Below are 15,557 nucleotides of genomic sequence, written 5' to 3' on the forward strand. Positions count from 1 at the left end.
CGCTAGGCGCAAGGAAGGGGGCCTTCATGTACTTGGGGAAGGTGTGAAGGTCGAGTTTCCTCGGCTGAGCCGAGGGAAGGGGTCCTTCACGCGCCACCGTGGTGGCTGGTGGAGCTGCTGGAGCCTCACTCGGCTGCCCGTCGGGCAAAGGTCGCGCAGAGCGCGTCGATGTCCTGCAAGGTCTGGGGAGTCAGGTCGTCGTCGTGGAGTGCCACCGCCAGCCGGGCCTCGACTCGTTCGATGATCTCCACCAGCCGGAAGGAGTTGTAGTTGGGGAGCTCGCGCAGGGTGGTGGCGGTACGGGCGGTGGGCTCGTCGACCCGCAGCACCTCCTGGATCGCGGCGAGCACGGCAGCGCGGGCCGTGTGCCGCGCGGCGAGCCGGGTGGCGATGGCGGCATCCTCGTGGAGCAGGCGGCCGAGGTCGTCCAGTACGGCCGCGGGTGGCGTGCCGGTACGGGATCGGCGCCACGCCACATAACTTTTCGAGGCGAGCGTGAGCCAGGCTTGGGCGTGCTCGTCGACCTCGGGGCTCGGCTGGTCGTTCCGGGCGAGCCACGCGCCGTGCAGCAGGCGCGATCGGCCAAGCAACCAGATGTCGAGCACCAGGCCTTCGCCGTGGTCCGCCGAGAGGTAGGCGTCGATGGCGGGGATGGCGTCGGCCATGGCCCTGGCGTTGGCGGCGAGTACGTCGGGCTGGTGAGCGACCGGTTCGGTGTTGAACCGCAGCGCGCTGACCGCGGGCAGCATGGCGTCCATTTCGGCGGGGGAGAGCCGCCATACGCCCGGACGGCACGAGCCCCACGGGGTCTCGTCGTGATAGGCGTCCACCACTGTGTCCGATGTGGACAGAAGGAACGTGTGCTCGGTGTGACGGCGGCCGGCGTACGGCGTCCACGCCAGGCGGTGCGCGTCGGCGATCACGTACAGCGGACCGGTTTCGGCCACCAGCGCACGCAGCCGGGCGCCGTCGACGCCGTCCCAGCGCCGCGTCACCCGCAGCCCCAGCAGCTCCTGCGCGGCGGCCAGCCGGTAGGGCATCGAGGAGGCCACACGCGGTCCTGGTTCGAGGTCGAACCGCAGCGGGGCACCGAGTGCCAGGTGCGTGCCCGCCCCGCCGTGCTGGTCGGCCAGCACGGCGAGGTTGGCCTGGAAGCAATCCAGCGCGTCCGCGCGCACGGTCTCCAGCACCGGCGACCAGCGCCGGTCGTAGGTCTCGGCCGGGGCGGTCACGCCTCTCGCTCCTGACCGAGGAACGCGCCGATCTCGCCGGTGAGCTGGTCCAGATGCGCCGGCTCGAATACGTCGTAGTGCCCGGCGTCCAGCGTCGCCGTCCGCAGATCCGGCGCCAGTTCACGCCACCGGTTCAGCGCGACTTCCCGGCCGGAGATGCCGTCGTCGGCGTCCTCGCACATCAGCATCAGTGCCCGGCCGGGATACTCGCGTTCGGTGGCGTACCCGGCGAGCGCGCGCACCTGCGACCGGAAGGTGCGCTCCACCCTGGCGACGGTGTCCCCGTCCGGCCTTGGCCCGAGGCCCGCCACGATGAGCTTCCTGATCCGCTCGTCCTCGTCCGGTGTGGCGTGGCGGGGCAGCGGCGAACTGTCCACGATCACCAGATCCGGGCGCACTCCCCGGTCGGCCAGCCGCACGCACACCTCCCAGCCGACGGTGCCGCCCAGCGACCAGCCGAACACCAGTGCGGGGGAGCGGTCGCCGAGTGCGGACAGGGCGGATTCCGCCATCTCCGCGATGCTGTCCTCCGGCGTGTCGCCGGGCACCAGCCCGGCCGCGCGCACGGCGTAGACGCTGTACTGCCCGCCGAGGTAGGACGCCAGCCGCAAGTACGGGTTCAGCCCGCCACCCGCGCCGGGCAACATCAAGCACACCGGCCGATCCTTGCGTCGTACCAGGGTGACCAGCCGGTTCGGTGCTTCTTCGCGGGTCGGCTCGGTCATTGCCGGACCTGCGCTGCCAGCGTCGCCACGGTCGGCGAGCGGAAGAAGTCGACCAGCTGCACGGTCACCCCGTACCGCTCCTGCACCTGGCCCATGACGGTGAAGATGTTCAGCGAGTGCGCGCCGTACTCCAGCACCGGGCGGTCCCGCTCGACCAGTGGCACGTTGAGCACCTCGGCCCAGATCCCGGCCAGCTCCCGTTCCAGGTCGTCGGCGTACTCGGCGACCGGGGCGGGCTCCGCCGCGCGCTGTGCGCTCAGCTTCTCGGCCAGCTTCACCAGCGCCGCCCGGTCCGTCTTGCCACTGCGGGAAGTCGGCACCGACTCGATGTCGATGATCTCCGCGGGCGCCATGTACGACGGCAGCCGCTCGGTGAGCGCCTCCCGGACACGCTCGTGGTCGGCCGTCGCGCCGGGCTCGGGCAGCAGGAACAGCAGTGGCCTGCGGTCGATCCCGGCACCACGCACCGCGGCCACCGCCTGCAGCACACCCGGCAACCCGGTCGCCACGGTCTCCAGTTCGCCGAGCTCCACCCGGTAGCCCCGGATCTTCACCTGGGTGTCCTGCCTGCCGAGGAAGATCAGTGCGCCGTGTTCGTCCCGCACCACCTGATCACCGGTCTTGTACAGCGTGTCGCCGGTGGTGAACCGGTCGGGCAGGAACCGTTCCGCGGTGCGCTCCGGGTCGTTGACGTAGCCGTTCGCGGGTGCGTGGCCGCCGAGCAGCAACTCGCCGGGCACCCCCGCCGGAGCCAGATGGCCGGTGTCGTCGACCACGTACGTGGCCACGTTCGGCAGCGGCAAGCCGATCGGGACGTGGCGTGACCACGGCGGGTCGGCCGCGGTCAGCCGCCGTGTGGTCGCGGCGTTGGTCTCGGTCGGCCCGTAGTGGTTGACCAGTGTGCACTGTGGATGGTCGGTGAAGAACGCGCGGATCTCTTCGCCGGCGAGCAACTGCTCGCCGGACACGCACAGGTAACGCAGCAACGGCAGGTGGGCTCGCTGTGTTCGTACGGACAACACGAACGGGCGCAGTGCCGCCACCGGCAGGTACAGGTGGGTCACCGCGGTGTCGGCGACCCGGCGCACCAGCGCGGGAAAGTCGCGCCGGTCGGCCGGTTCCCGGGACACCACGGTCCCGCCGGCCAGCAGCGTTGGCAGGATCTCCTGGAACGACACGTCGAAACCGGCGGGTGCGTACTGGAGGAAACGGCTGTCCCCGGTCATGTCCAACGCGGCGATCTGCCAGGCGGCGAGATTGAGCAGCGGCCGGTGGCCCATGAGGACACCCTTGGGCAGGCCGGTCGAGCCGGAAGTGAACATCACGTACACCGCGGACTCGGGCGTCGCGGCCGGTGACACGTCCACATCGGACTTGAGGTCGGCGGCGGCCGTCACCTCGACCCCGTGCAGTGTCAGGCCGGAGCCGATCACCACCCGGCAATGGGACTGCCGCACCATGTACGACAACCGGTCGGCCGGCAGGCTCGACTCCAGCGGCAGGTAGGTCGCGCCACGCCGCAGGATCGCCAGTATCGACATGACGGTCTCGGTGAGGGAGTCCAGCTGTAGCCCGACGACGTCTCCTTGGCCGACGCCTCGTTCGGCGAGTCCCGCGGCGATGCGCTCGGCGGTAAGGGAAAGCTCGGCGTAGGTGAGGGCACGGCCGGGTTCCGTGACGGCGATCGCGTCCGGAGTTCGGCACGCGGTCTCGGCGAACCAGTCATACAGTGTCGGCGCCGGAACATGCACCGGATACCCGTCGTGGCGCAGGCTCTGTACTGCCGAGGCGTCGTCGAACAGCTCGGCGAGGGTCAGTTTGCCGTCGGCCACCGCCCGGCGCAGCGCGGTCCGCGTCGAATCCAGCAGACCGTCGGCGATCGTATGCGGGATCAGCGCGTGGTCGTACTCCAGTTCGAGCAGCCAACGGCCGTCGACAAGGGTGGCGCCCAGCCACAGGTCGAATTTGGCGGTACCGTTGCCCGGTTCGTACGCGCCGACCACCGCGCCGGTCCCGGTCGCCGGATCGAACGTGTCCTGCATGGCCAGCATGCAGGAGAACAGCGGGTTGCGGTCACTCGGCCGGTCCGGCCGCACCTGCGCCACCAACTGGTTGAACGGAACGTCCACACTGGAACGGCAGTGATCCACAGCGGCGCGAACCGTCTTGTCCAGGTGCTCGTCGACCGTGCGTGTCCAGTCCACGTCGACGGTGACCGGCAAGGTGTTGACGAAGAAACCGCAAAGGTCGTACGAGCCGATCGTGCGCCGCGCGGTGAACGGGCTGCCGATCAGCACCTGACGCACGCCGCCGTGCCGGGCGAGCACCGTGCCGTACACCGCGGACAGCATCACGAACGGGCTGACACCGAGCCGTTTGCAGGTGGTCTGGAACCGCTCGGTCTCGGTTTCGCTGAGTGTCCAGGAAATTCGCTGGCCGCCGAACTCCGTCTGCTGTGGACGGTCGGGTCGCGGGTACAGCACGAGTGGCGGGACCTCACGCAGCCGCTCCGCCCAGGCGGCGACCTGTCCGGCCGTGCGTGGCGAGCTCGCCGCCCTGGTCTGTGCGTTGAGTTCCTTGACCAGCGCGGCTTCCCGGCTCACCCGCAGCGTCTCCACGTCCACGGGACCGGCGAGGGCCCGGTCCAGGTCACGCACGATCGGACCCATGGACACGCCGTCGCCGACCAGATGGTGCCCGCAGATCATGATCGCCGCTGCGCTGTCATCGGTGGCACGTACGAAGCCGAACCGGTACACCGGCCCGGTCTCCAGGTCGAACGGCGCGCGGCCGATGTCCCTGCCCAGCGCGGCGACCGTGGCGGCGTACTCGGCGGGCGGTACGGAGATCGACTCGAGCGGCAGCTCGTCCGCGGTGGGCGGTGGCCGCAGCACGGCGTGCATTTCCGGCCGCAGCCGGAATATCTGGCGCAGCGCCGGCTGGACGGTGACCAGTGCGATCAGCGCCTGCGGCACCGCGTCGGCCAGTGGGGCGGCGCATTTGGCCGGATCGAGATCGAACTGGATGACCTGGTTGTAGATCTGCTTCGTCGGCACCAGACTGTCCACCACCAGCAGACCCTTCTGGGACTCGGTGAGGGGCAGTGTCGCCGTGTCGGACGGCTGGAGTTCGACTGTCATGCCGAGAGAATTGCCAGCCCCGATGTACGGCCGATGTTCCCATGATGCAGCAGCAGTGTGGCGCCCTCGCCGGGATGGCGAAACACCGTCGGCGTACCGCGAACACATCGGTAGTACATCGACGGCGGCGAGTATCTGCCGCATGTCCACCAACAGCTTGCCTGCCACCGCGAGGCCGAGCGACGACGTGACACCACACGGAGACCGGGTGGTGCTCAAGATAGGCACGTCCTCGCTGATCACCGGCGGCAGGCTGGACGCGGCCAAACTCGATCGGCTGTGCGAAACCGTCCACAGAGGACTCATAGCGGGCCTGCGCCCGGTGTTGCTCGCTTCCGGGGCCATCGCGATCGGCCGCAACCGGCACCCCGCCCTTGCCATGGACGACCCGGTGGCGCTGCAGGTGTCCGCCGCGCTCGGCCAGTCGAAGTTGTACTCGGCGATCGAGGCGGCGTTCGCCGACCGCGGCGTGCAGACCGGGCAGCTCCTGCTCACTCCACCCGACCTTGTCGAGGAGGTCCGGGGCGGCGGTGTCCGGCAGACCCTGCACACCATGCTGGCGCTGGGCATGGTCCCGGTGGTGAACGAGAACGACGCGCTCGGCGTGCGTAACAACGATGTGCTCGCCGCACTGCTCGGTGGCTACCTCCAAGCCGATCTGCTGCTGTTGCTGACCGACGTGTCCGGCCTGTACGACAGCAATCCGAAGGTGGCCCCGGGTGCCCGCCATATCGAGGAGGTGCCGGTGCTGACGGCCGAGACCGAACGGCTGGCAGGCGGCTCGATCGGCGACGGCGGCACCGGCGGTATGCGGATGAAACTCGGCGCGTGCTGGATCGCCACGTTCAGCGGGGTACGCACGGTCATCGCGGAGAGCGCGGACCCCGGCGTGCTGATCGCCGCGCACGGCGGCCGTCCGGTGGGCACGGTGTTCCACCCGCGCGCGGTCACCGGCGCGACTCCCGGCATCGGAACGCTGTGGCGCGCGTTCCGAACGCCGCCGGTCGGGGCGCTGCACTGCACCCGGGACGGCGAGGAGGTCGTCGTACGCGGCGAAACCGTATGCCACCACCACATCGCCGCGGCCTACGGCGTCATCGCGGCAGGCGACGTGGTCGACATCTGTGACCAGCGAGGGCGACCTCTCGCCAGGGGCCCGCTGAGCTGTGCCGCCGAGCTCGGCTGCCAGCCGACCGCCTCCGTCGTCGACGGCGGCGACTATGTACAGATCAGGGAGGACCTGCCATGTCAGTGACCGACTTCTGCCGCGCCGCGGCTGAGGCTTGGACCGAGGTCAAAGGGCTGACCACCGCGCGGAAGAACGCGTTGCTGCTGGACATGGCAGGCGCGATCGAGGAACACCGCGCGCGGATCGTCCTTGCCAACGACGCGGACGTCGCCGCCGCACGGGACAACGGCGTCTCGGCCACCCTGGTGGATCGGCTGACCCTGACCGAGCGGCGGATGGACGGTCTGGTCTCGGCCATCCGGACCATCGCCGACCTGCCGGACCCGGTCGGCCAGGTGGTCGACGGCTGGACCAGGCCCAACGGCCTGCTGATCGAGCAGGTCCGCGAGCCGATCGGGGTGGTCGCGGTGATTTACGAGGCACGGCCCAACGTCACCGCCGAGGTCGCCGCGCTCTGCCTGAAGTCCGGCAACTGCGCGGTATTGCGTGGCTCCTCGATGTCCATGGCGACGAATACGGCGATCATGGCGGCGCTGGACAGCGCGATCGCACGACACGACGCGGTGCCGGCGGCCGTCGTCCAGCTGGTCACCGATCCGTCTCGTGACGCCGCCCGGGAACTGATGCGCGCCAAGGAGTTCGTCGATCTGCTGGTGCCGCGTGGCGGCCCGGAGCTGATCGAATCCGTCGAGCGCAACGCCACGGTGCCCACGGTGATCGACGGCGCGGGTAACTGCCATGTCTACATCGACCACTCGGCGGACCTGGCCATGGCCACGGCGGTCACGGTCAACGCGAAGACCTCCCGGCCAAGCGTGTGCAACGCCATGGAAACCCTGCTGGTGCACGAAGAGCTGGTCAGTACCTGGCTGCCCGGCGTGCTCGACGAGCTGGCGGGCGCGGGTGTGGAGATCCGCGGAGACGCGACCGTCTGCGAGGTCTGGCCCAAGGCGGTGGCCGCCCGCGAGAAGGACTGGGGCACCGAGTACCTCGACCTGGTGCTGGCCGTGCGGGTGGTGGCGGACGTGGGCGCGGCGATCGCGCATATCGGCCGGTGGGGTACCTCCAATGCCGAGGCGATCGTCGCGCGGGACATCGACGTGGCCCGCCGGTTCGCCAGGGAGGTGGACTCCGGCAGCGTGTTCGTCAACGCGTCGACCCGTTACTCCGACGGCGGCGAGTTCGGCTACGGCGTCGAGATCGGCGTGTCCACCCAGAAACTGCAGGTTCGCGGGCCGATCGGGCTGGCCGCGCTGACCACCGTGAAGAACGTCGTCTGGGGCACCGGGCAGACGCGGGTCGTTTAAGGGAGCCGGTGAGTCCATTGTCCATTGTCCAAGCCGCATCGCCGATCCGTCCTTCGTCCCTTGTGGACGGTACGGCGCAGGCATTGTCCATTCAGTACAACAACCTGGTCTACGAGCTGAGCGCCGCCGGGCAAGACATCATCTCGCTTTCGCTCGGCGAGGCGTTCTTCGATCTGCCGCTGCCCCGGTTCGACGACCTGGCCGGGCACGGCCTGCATCACTACTCGCACTCCCGAGGGCTGCCGGAGCTGCGGCAGCGGCTGGCCAGGTACTGGGCAGGCTTCGACGTCCCGGTCGACCCGGACACCGAGATCATCGTCACCGCCGGCTCCAAGGTGGCGATCTACATGGTGTTGCTCGCGCTGCTCGAACCGGGAGACGAAGTGATCATCCCGGAACCATTCTGGCTGAGCTACCCCGAGCAGGTGCGGCTCTGCCGCGGCGTTCCGGTGCTGGTCCCGCAGGACGTGCCAGTGTTCGACCTCGCCCGCTATGTCAGGCCGCGCACCAGGGCCATCGTGATCAACAACCCGAACAATCCCTCCGGCCGGGTGCACACCGACGCCGAACTGGAATTCGTGCACGACCTGGCGGACGCGCGAGGCCTGGTGGTGATCGCCGACGAGGCGTACCACGAGTTCGTGCCGCCGGAGACCCCGTTCCGGGCCTGCGGCTCGTTCGACCCGGAGCTGCGGCATACCGTCACGGTCAACTCGATGTCCAAGAACTACGGGGTTTCCGGCTGGCGGATCGGCTATCTCATCGCGCACCGGGAGCTGATCGACCAGGTGCTGAAAATCAACCAGCATCTGATCACCTGCGCGCCGACCATCCTGTCCTGGTATCTCGCCGAACACTTCGATGACATCCTGGCGATCACCCGGCCGCAGATCCGCCGGGTCGTGGAGTTACGCCGTGAGGTCGCGGGCCAGCTCGCCGACATCGGCATCGAAACGCTGCCCGGCTCGGCGACGTTCTACCTGTTCGCCTCGCTCGGTGAGTCCACTTTGGATTCCGTCGAGTTCGCCACCAGGCTGCTACGGGAAAGCGCGGTCAGCGTGGTGGCAGGCATTGCCTACGGCGAGTCGTGCGATCGGCACATCCGTATCTCCGTCGGCACGGAGTCGCCGTACCGGGTGGCGAGGGGCATCGCCGCGATCCGGAACCTGATCGACGCCACGAGCTGATGCCGTCGCCGGGGTCTCGTGAGGGTCGTGAGTGCTTTGCCGCCTTGACGCACGGCTCCGCCTCCTCGGCAGACGGCGCCGCACTCGCGTGCTCAGAGACGTAACTCGCGTGCTCAGACCCCGCACACCGAGTTCGACATTCAGGCACGCGAGTTACGTCTCCAAGCACGCGAGTTACCGAGGCAGGACGGCGGCCTGGCGATCAAGGTCAGGTTCGCCTGACGCCGTGCCCGGCGCGGTTTCCGGAACGTCGCATGCCGCTCCGGAAACCGCTGCCGGCCACGCCGATTCGTGCGCCATCACCAGGTGACGGGTAACTCCCGCACCGTGTAGAAGACCGCGTTCTCGTTGTAGGCCAGTTCATCCAGTGGCGTCGCCGCCGTCAGTGTCGGTATGCGCCGGTAAAGCGTGCTGTACACGACCTGAAGCTCCACTCGGGCCAGTGGAGCACCGAGGCACAAGTGCTTGCCGTAGCCGAAAGCGACGTGGTGGCGGGCCTTGCGACGGAGGTCGAGTGTGCCGGGATCCGGGAAGGCCTCGTGGTCCCGGTTGGCGGTGCTCTTCACCGCGATGATGCCGTCACCGGCGCGAATGAGCTGTCCGCCGATCTCCAGATCTTCCCGCGCGACACGGCGGGCTTCGGTGTGGGTGATGGACAAGTAGCGCAGGAGTTCCTCCACGGCGTCGGCCGCCGCCGTCGGATCGTCGCGGTGCCGGAGAGCGTCAAGCTGTTCCGGGTGGTTCAGGAGCGCGACCGTGCCCAAAGCAATCATGGCGGCGGTGGTGTCGTGCCCGGCCACCAGGAGAAGCTGGCCCAGCGTGGCGATCTCGCGTGGAGTCATCGCGCCGGTCCGGAATTGCTCGACGGTCAGTGTGCTGAGCAAGTCGTCGCCGGGTTCGGCGTTCTTCTCGGCCACCAGGTTTTCCAGATAGGTGTTCAGTTCCTCGCTGGCGGCCATGGCCTGTCCGGGATCGCCTTCGTCCATGACGAGCGTGCGGGCCACTCCTTGGAAGAAGGCGCGATCGGCGTAGGGCACGCCGAGCAGTTCGCAGATCACCTGCGAAGGGACCGGCAAAGCGAAAGCCTTGACCAGATCCACTGGTTTCGGCCCGGCCAGTATTTCGTCGATGAGGTCGTCGACGATCCGCTGGATCCGCGGCCGGAGAACCTCCATCTTCTTGATCGTGAATTCCGGCGTCAGCAGCCGTCGCTGGGCGGTGTGTTCCGGCGCGTCCATCTGCATCAACGTCTTCATTCGCGTATCGCGTGCCTTGCTCACCGCATTGGTGTGCGGAAAGGAGGGCCGCGTGGCATCGACGCTGACCCGTGGGTCGGCCAGCACCGCACGCACGTCTTCGTGACGCGTGATCAGCCACGGCGTACTGCCGTCCCACAGCCGCACACGCGACACCGGGTCGAGTTCGGCTCGCCGGGTCAATTTCGGTGCCGGGGCGAGTGGGCAACTCGCCGCGCGAGCCATCGGAAACGACTGCGTAGCGGCTTTGTCTCCGGTCATGGAGCCTCCTTGTCTCGGACATTCCGTCACCAGCAGCATGCCGGTGCCGCGAACCCCGGTAATCGGACAAATGGGATGTGAGTTAGGTCACATTTGGAGCCGCGCAGGGAGGCTCATCGTGCGATGAGTGTCGGTTCGGGCCCGGCTCGTTCGTAGGCAGGGTGAGAGGCCGGCGACGGGCCGGCCGCCACTCACCGGGAGACCCACGATGTCCGACCAGGAGAACCTCAGCGTCACCTTGACCGTCGCCGCGCCCACCGCCAGGGTTTTCGCGGTGCTGGCGGATCCGGGGACCCATGCCGCGATCGACGGCACCGGCTGGGTGCGGGAACCGGTCGACCGGGCGCCGCTGACCGAGGCGGGACAGCTCTTCCGGATGGAGATGTACCACCCGAGCCGTGAGGACGGCGACTACCGGGTGGTCAACAAGGTCCAGGTGTTCGAGGTGCCGCAGGTCATCGGCTGGCTGACAGGGCAGGAGAAGGACGGCGGGGAACCGGAGTTCGGCGGTTGGTTCTGGCGGTACGACCTGGCGCCCGCCGGACCGGCCGAGACCGAGGTCACGCTCACCTACGACTGGTCGGCGGTGCCGGCGTCCATCCGGGAATACCTGCGGTTCCCGCCCTTCGGTCCCGATCACCTCGGCAACTCGTTGCGCCATCTGGCCGAACTCGCCACGGCGGCTTCCCGGACCTGAACGCGGGCGGGAACTTTTCCCGGTGCCCGTCCGACTTTTTGGTCATGTCTTCCTTCGACGGCGCCCGCCGCGCCGGGCACGTCCTCCTGGCGAGCGTGCTCCTCGCGGCGGGCGCCGCTTGCGGTATCGGGAATTCCGCGAGTACGGCTTCCCGTTCCGAGACGGTCGCTCCGCCACCTGCCGTGGCGAAGCCCACCGTGTATCCGCTGACCATCGACAACTGCGGGAGGAAGGTCACCTTCGACGCACCGCCGAAACGCGTGGTGCTGCTCAACGGCACCTCGGTGGCCGAGGTGGAAAGCTTCGTGGTGCTGGGGATCCAGGACCACATCCTGGCCAACAGCCAGTCATACGGGGTTTCGGACGATCCGTCTTTCGTGGACAAGGTCAAGGCGGTCCCGACGGCGAATCTGAAGCTGAACGAGAACTTCGAGGTCCCGCGTGAACAGGTACTGGCCCTCAAACCGGACCTGGTGATCTCCACCTGGGCGGGCGGTTTCGACGACAAGGTCGGCTCGGTCACCCGTGATCAGCTCGACGCGGCGGGGATCAAGAGCTTCGTCACGCCGTCCAACTGCGCGAACGGCGACACCGGTGCACGGCCGGAAGACAAGGAGCGGTACGGAAAACAGTCGATCGAGTCGTCGTTCGAGCTGTTGCTGAGCCTCGGTGAGATCTTCGACGTCCAGCAGCGCGCCGCGGACCACGTCAACAAGGCCCGCGCCGACATCGCCGCCATCCAGCAGGGCGTGGCAGGCAAGGAGCGTAAGCACATCCTGGTCGTCTACCCGGGTATGTCGATGATGAACAACAACGGCCTGCCCGCGGTGTTCGGCGGCGGGATCTACGACGACATCGTCGGCCGCGCCGGTGGCGTGAACCCGTTCGCGGGCAAGACGAACACCCAGCTCGCCGAGATCAACGCCGAAGCACTCGCCGCCGCACCGGTCGACGTACTGGTGATCGGGTTGTTCCAGCCGGGGGAGAAGCCGGAGGCGATGGCACAGGAGCTGTTCGCCAAGTTCCCCTACTGGCAGGCGTCGAAGTCCAAGACCTTCACCAGCGTCTCCGACAGTTTCTACCTCGGCCCGATCAACGCGATCGCCGTTCGGAAGATCGCCGATGCGGCTCGTTGACCAGCGACGTCCGCATCCGGTGCAGGGCAAGGGCTTCATCCTGCTGGTGGGCGGACTGGCCATCGCGCTCGCGCTGGCCGTGGCGTTCTCCGTCGGCGTCGGCACGGTCGATGTCCCCGTCGCGCGGGTCGTCGCCGTGGTGTGGGCGCATCTGACCGGCGACACCGCGGGCCTCGACCCGTTGACCGATCAGATCGTGTGGACGTTCCGGACACCGCGGGTGCTGCTCGCGGCGGTGGCGGGTGCCGGGCTGAGTCTTGCCGGTCTGTGCCTGCAGACACTGGTCCGGAATCCGCTCGCCGACCCTTACACGTTCGGCGTGACGGCAGGCGCGTCGCTGGGCGCGGTCGTGGTGATGACGACCGGGATCGCGGCCGGGATCGGTGTCGCCGGTGGCGCGTTCGCGGGCTCGTCCCTGAGCCTGCTGGTGGTGTTCGTGATGGCGCAACGCGGTGGCAGGCTGATCGGGACGAGTCTCGTCCTCGCCGGGGTCGCCGTCGCCTACCTCGGGATGGCGGGAACCGGCCTGCTGCAGTTGCTGGTCGATCCCTCGGAACTGCGTGGGGTGATGTTCTGGCTGCTCGGCTCGGTCGCCGGAGCCTCCTGGGCGGACCTCACGATCCCGGCCGTCGCGACCGCGGTCACCGGGCTGTGGCTGATGAGCCGGGGCCGCATGATGAACGCGCTCGCGACCGGCGAGGACACCGCTGCCGGGCTGGGTGTCGACGTCAACCGGTTGCGGGTCTTGCTGCTCGTCGCGGCGTCCTTGCTGACGGCGACGGTGGTGAGCGTCGCCGGCGGCATCGGGTTCGTGGGCCTGGTGGTCCCGCACGCCGTCCGGCTGGTCGTCGGCCCGGACCATCGCAAGGTGATCCCGGTGTCCCTGCTGGGCGGTGCGGTGTTCCTGGTGCTGGTCGACCTGGCCACCCGCACGGTGAACAAGCCGAACGAAATGCCGATCGGCATCTTCACCGCCGCGCTCGGCGCGCCGTTCTTCCTGATGTTGTTGCGTGGCCGGAGGAGAACGCTGCGGTGAAGATCCAGATCGAGGACCTGTCCGTGATGATCGACGACCTCCCGATCCTCGGCGACGTGAGTGTCGAGGTCGAGACCGGAACCGTCACCGGGCTCATCGGCCCCAACGGGTCCGGGAAAAGTACTTTACTGCGTTGTGTGTACCGGGCCCTGAAACCAGTGCGCGGATCAGTCCACATCGGAGAGTCCGACGTCTGGCGCGGCAACGCCCGTGAAGCGGGACGGCGTACGGCGGTCGTCGTCCAGGATCACGATCTGGACAACGGTTTCTCGGTCGAGGAGACCGTCCTCATGGGACGGACACCGCATAAGGGCATCCTGGAACGGGACAACGCCGACGACCGCGACATCGTGCGGGACGCCCTGGACCGGGTGGGCATGGCGTGGGCCGCGCGGCGCGTCTTCACGCGGCTCTCCGGCGGCGAGCGGCAGCGGGTACTGGTGGCGCGGGCGCTCGCGCAGAAGACCCCGGTACTGCTGCTGGACGAACCGACCAACCACCTGGACATCGGCGCCCAGCTCGGTTTGCTCGGCCTCGTCCGTGAACTCGGCCTGACCACCGTGGTCGCCTTGCACGACCTCGATCACGCCACGACCTACTGCGACCGGCTGGTCCTGCTCCGCTCCGGCCGCGTGCTCGCCGCCGGGGTGCCGTCGGAAGTGCTGGAACCGGAGCGAGTCGCCGAGGTGTTCGGCGTGCGCAGCGCGATCGTCCCGCATCCACTCACCGGCCGCCCGCATCTGGTCACCGCGAACCAGTGAGGCGAGAGGCGTCGTCGCGACACTCTTGATCTGATCACGCGAGTTCCGCCTTCAAGCACGTGAGTTTCGCCTTTAAGCACGCGTGATCCGCCTTTGAGCACGCCTCAGGACACTAGGGCGATTCGGGTGCGCGGCCGAAACCGACGTTCCGGCGGTCATCCGTCGGCTCGGAACGTTTGATCCGGTTGTTCCGGAACTCGGTGGCGGAACCGAACTTCGCCCGCGAGGGGACGGTCGAGACTGAATCCGGCTTCGGGGCCGCGGATGTCTCACCGTGGTCTCGGCCGATCGCCGCCATTGCGACATTCGGTGCACATCGCCGACGGAATTCGTGCTTCGTCCAGCGAAGTGCTCACTCAGGGTCACTGATGCCCGGCGTCCGTCGCACTGAAGAGTGAGAGACGCCGACTCTCCTTCGTGGTCGACTACCAGGTCGACGGCGTCTCGCGTGGGTACGTCGAGACTCGGCCTGATCAAGGTCGAGACCCAGGTGCTGACCGCGTCGACCGATCTCACGCCGGACAACCAGTCGGTGGCCCCGGCCGCGGGCGATCGCGCTGGCGTCGGCGAAGATCGACAAGACGGTGATCAGCACGCTCGGGCTGAACATCGAACTCGGCGTGATCCAGTCGCAGGCCACGGCGACCTGTCAGCCGGCGCCGGGCGGTCTCGCCCCGGTCTTGGCCGGCAGTTCGAACGTCGCCTCGCTGAAGATCAACGGCCAGGCGATCACCGTCGGCTCGGCGCCGCTGACCATTCCGCTGGTCATCGGCTCACTGAAGCTCAACGGCCAGACCGTGGCGAACGGCGTCGTAAAGCAGCAGGCCGTCGCGCTGGACACCGCGCTCACGAAAATCGTGTTCGCGGAATCCCAGGCCGACGTGCGCGGCACCACCGCGTACCCGGCCGGAAACCCCGGCCGGCGTGATCCGGTGAACCGGGGCGGGGCGGACGATCCTGTCCGTCCCGGCGACCGCGCTGGATCCGGTGGCCAGTGCTGGCGAAAGTACGCGGCGCGGCCGGAACCCTCGGCCTGGCAAGGAATCCGTGATCATTCGCGGTGGGGCCGGGTTCTTCTCTGGTAAAGGCTGGTGGGCCATTTCGCTCCGGGCGGGTCTGCCACGTGCTCGAATCCCATGTGCTCGTAGTAGCCGCGTAGAGCAGGGTTGTCGTCGGCCGTGGCCAGGCGCACGAATGACTTGCCCGTTTCCGCGGCCTTTTTGTCGATCCAGTCGATAATCCGGAGCCCGAGGCCGGCTCCGGCGGCTTCGCGCGCGACGGCGAGGCGGCCGAGGTAGTAGGCCGATTCCGTGGTGTCGCCCCAGAAGCCGGGGTCGTCGTCGACGACCACACAGGTCGCGATCGGTTTGCCTTGTCTGGTGATCAGCAGTGCTTCCCCAGCTTTGATCTGGTGCCGGACGGAGTTCTGTGGGAAGCGTCGCGGCCACTGCCGGATTCCGCGACCGGCCAGCCACGTGGCGGCTTCGGCGAGGAGGTCGAGCACGGTGTTCTCCTCGCCGGGTTTGGCCGGACGAATGATGGTTTCCGGGGTGAGCGCTTCAGGGCCGGTGAGGATCGGCATGTCTCGATGATGCCCTCGCCTGGAGGCGCGTGGCGTGATCTCGAGCTT

General features: G+C 68.3%; 13 protein-coding genes. 8 read left to right on the forward strand and 5 right to left on the reverse strand.

Annotated features, from left to right (window positions below):
- Nucleotides 1-125 precede the first annotated feature (125 nt).
- Genes AB0M65_RS19485 through AB0M65_RS19495 form a run of 3 tightly spaced genes read right to left on the reverse strand, consistent with a single transcriptional unit; the run spans nucleotide 126 to nucleotide 5,097 of the window.
- On the reverse strand, nucleotides 126-1,232 hold the full coding sequence (locus AB0M65_RS19485) for a hypothetical protein (protein ID WP_364029103.1): 1,107 nt from the start codon (nucleotides 1,230-1,232) through the stop codon (nucleotides 126-128).
- Nucleotides 1,229-1,957 (reverse strand): alpha/beta fold hydrolase, encoded by a 729-nt coding sequence (locus AB0M65_RS19490; RefSeq protein ID WP_364029105.1) that lies wholly within the window; start codon nucleotides 1,955-1,957, stop codon nucleotides 1,229-1,231. The genes AB0M65_RS19485 and AB0M65_RS19490 overlap by 4 nt, the downstream gene beginning before the upstream one ends.
- Entirely contained in the window at nucleotides 1,954-5,097 is a 3,144-nt protein-coding gene (locus AB0M65_RS19495) for an amino acid adenylation domain-containing protein (RefSeq protein WP_364029107.1), read from the reverse strand. The genes AB0M65_RS19490 and AB0M65_RS19495 overlap by 4 nt, the downstream gene beginning before the upstream one ends.
- Before the next feature lie 142 nt (nucleotides 5,098-5,239).
- Here AB0M65_RS19495 and proB point away from each other — a divergent pair, with 142 nt between their 5' ends.
- From proB to AB0M65_RS19510, 3 genes are read left to right on the forward strand one after another with little or no spacing between them, the layout of a single operon-like run.
- Entirely contained in the window at nucleotides 5,240-6,352 is a 1,113-nt protein-coding gene (gene proB / locus AB0M65_RS19500; protein ID WP_364029109.1) for a glutamate 5-kinase, read from the forward strand.
- On the forward strand, nucleotides 6,343-7,593 hold the full coding sequence (locus tag AB0M65_RS19505) for a glutamate-5-semialdehyde dehydrogenase (RefSeq protein ID WP_364029111.1): 1,251 nt from the start codon (nucleotides 6,343-6,345) through the stop codon (nucleotides 7,591-7,593). The genes proB and AB0M65_RS19505 overlap by 10 nt, the downstream gene beginning before the upstream one ends.
- Before the next feature lie 8 nt (nucleotides 7,594-7,601).
- Nucleotides 7,602-8,780, forward strand: coding sequence for a pyridoxal phosphate-dependent aminotransferase (locus AB0M65_RS19510; protein ID WP_364029113.1), 1,179 nt, complete (start codon nucleotides 7,602-7,604; stop codon nucleotides 8,778-8,780).
- Between the two features lie 299 nt (nucleotides 8,781-9,079).
- Here AB0M65_RS19510 and AB0M65_RS19515 read toward each other — a convergent pair whose 3' ends face one another.
- Nucleotides 9,080-10,297 (reverse strand): cytochrome P450, encoded by a 1,218-nt coding sequence (locus AB0M65_RS19515; protein WP_364029115.1) that lies wholly within the window; start codon nucleotides 10,295-10,297, stop codon nucleotides 9,080-9,082.
- 208 nt (nucleotides 10,298-10,505) lie between these two features.
- Between AB0M65_RS19515 and AB0M65_RS19520 the strand changes: the two genes are divergently transcribed.
- The 5 genes from AB0M65_RS19520 (at nucleotide 10,506) to AB0M65_RS19540 (ending at nucleotide 15,012) form a co-directional block, all read left to right on the forward strand.
- Nucleotides 10,506-10,994, forward strand: a complete 489-nt coding sequence (locus AB0M65_RS19520) for a polyketide cyclase (protein WP_364029117.1) — start codon at nucleotides 10,506-10,508, stop codon at nucleotides 10,992-10,994.
- 44 nt (nucleotides 10,995-11,038) lie between these two features.
- Complete coding sequence (locus tag AB0M65_RS19525) at nucleotides 11,039-12,130, forward strand: ABC transporter substrate-binding protein (protein ID WP_364029119.1); 1,092 nt, start codon at nucleotides 11,039-11,041, stop codon at nucleotides 12,128-12,130.
- Nucleotides 12,117-13,166: an iron ABC transporter permease gene (locus AB0M65_RS19530; RefSeq protein WP_364029121.1), complete on the forward strand. Its 1,050-nt coding sequence runs from the start codon at nucleotides 12,117-12,119 to the stop codon at nucleotides 13,164-13,166. The genes AB0M65_RS19525 and AB0M65_RS19530 overlap by 14 nt, the downstream gene beginning before the upstream one ends.
- Entirely contained in the window at nucleotides 13,163-13,927 is a 765-nt protein-coding gene (locus AB0M65_RS19535) for an ABC transporter ATP-binding protein (protein WP_364029123.1), read from the forward strand. Before AB0M65_RS19530 ends, AB0M65_RS19535 begins: the two co-directional genes overlap by 4 nt.
- A 584-nt stretch (nucleotides 13,928-14,511) precedes the next feature.
- Nucleotides 14,512-15,012 (forward strand): choice-of-anchor P family protein, encoded by a 501-nt coding sequence (locus tag AB0M65_RS19540; RefSeq protein ID WP_364029125.1) that lies wholly within the window; start codon nucleotides 14,512-14,514, stop codon nucleotides 15,010-15,012.
- On the opposite strand, the gene AB0M65_RS19545 is transcribed toward AB0M65_RS19540, so the two are convergent.
- On the reverse strand, nucleotides 14,979-15,509 hold the full coding sequence (locus AB0M65_RS19545) for a GNAT family N-acetyltransferase (protein WP_364029127.1): 531 nt from the start codon (nucleotides 15,507-15,509) through the stop codon (nucleotides 14,979-14,981). The genes AB0M65_RS19540 and AB0M65_RS19545 overlap by 34 nt on opposite strands.
- Between the last annotated feature and the right edge of the window lie 48 nt (nucleotides 15,510-15,557).

The sequence above is a fragment of the Amycolatopsis sp. NPDC051071 genome (genome assembly GCF_040682875.1).
Taxonomy (GTDB): Bacteria; Actinomycetota; Actinomycetes; order Mycobacteriales; family Pseudonocardiaceae; genus Amycolatopsis.

Coding starts and splice junctions, on each gene's coding strand:
- AB0M65_RS19490 (WP_364029105.1), bottom strand. CDS start 1,957: ATGACCGAGCCGACCCGCGAAGAAGCACCGAACCGGCTGGTCACCCTG.
- AB0M65_RS19495 (WP_364029107.1), bottom strand. CDS start 5,097: ATGACAGTCGAACTCCAGCCGTCCGACACGGCGACACTGCCCCTCACC.
- proB (WP_364029109.1), top strand. CDS start 5,240: ATGTCCACCAACAGCTTGCCTGCCACCGCGAGGCCGAGCGACGACGTG.
- AB0M65_RS19505 (WP_364029111.1), top strand. CDS start 6,343: ATGTCAGTGACCGACTTCTGCCGCGCCGCGGCTGAGGCTTGGACCGAG.
- AB0M65_RS19515 (WP_364029115.1), bottom strand. CDS start 10,297: ATGACCGGAGACAAAGCCGCTACGCAGTCGTTTCCGATGGCTCGCGCG.
- AB0M65_RS19520 (WP_364029117.1), top strand. CDS start 10,506: ATGTCCGACCAGGAGAACCTCAGCGTCACCTTGACCGTCGCCGCGCCC.
- AB0M65_RS19525 (WP_364029119.1), top strand. CDS start 11,039: ATGTCTTCCTTCGACGGCGCCCGCCGCGCCGGGCACGTCCTCCTGGCG.
- AB0M65_RS19530 (WP_364029121.1), top strand. CDS start 12,117: ATGCGGCTCGTTGACCAGCGACGTCCGCATCCGGTGCAGGGCAAGGGC.
- AB0M65_RS19545 (WP_364029127.1), bottom strand. CDS start 15,509: ATGCCGATCCTCACCGGCCCTGAAGCGCTCACCCCGGAAACCATCATT.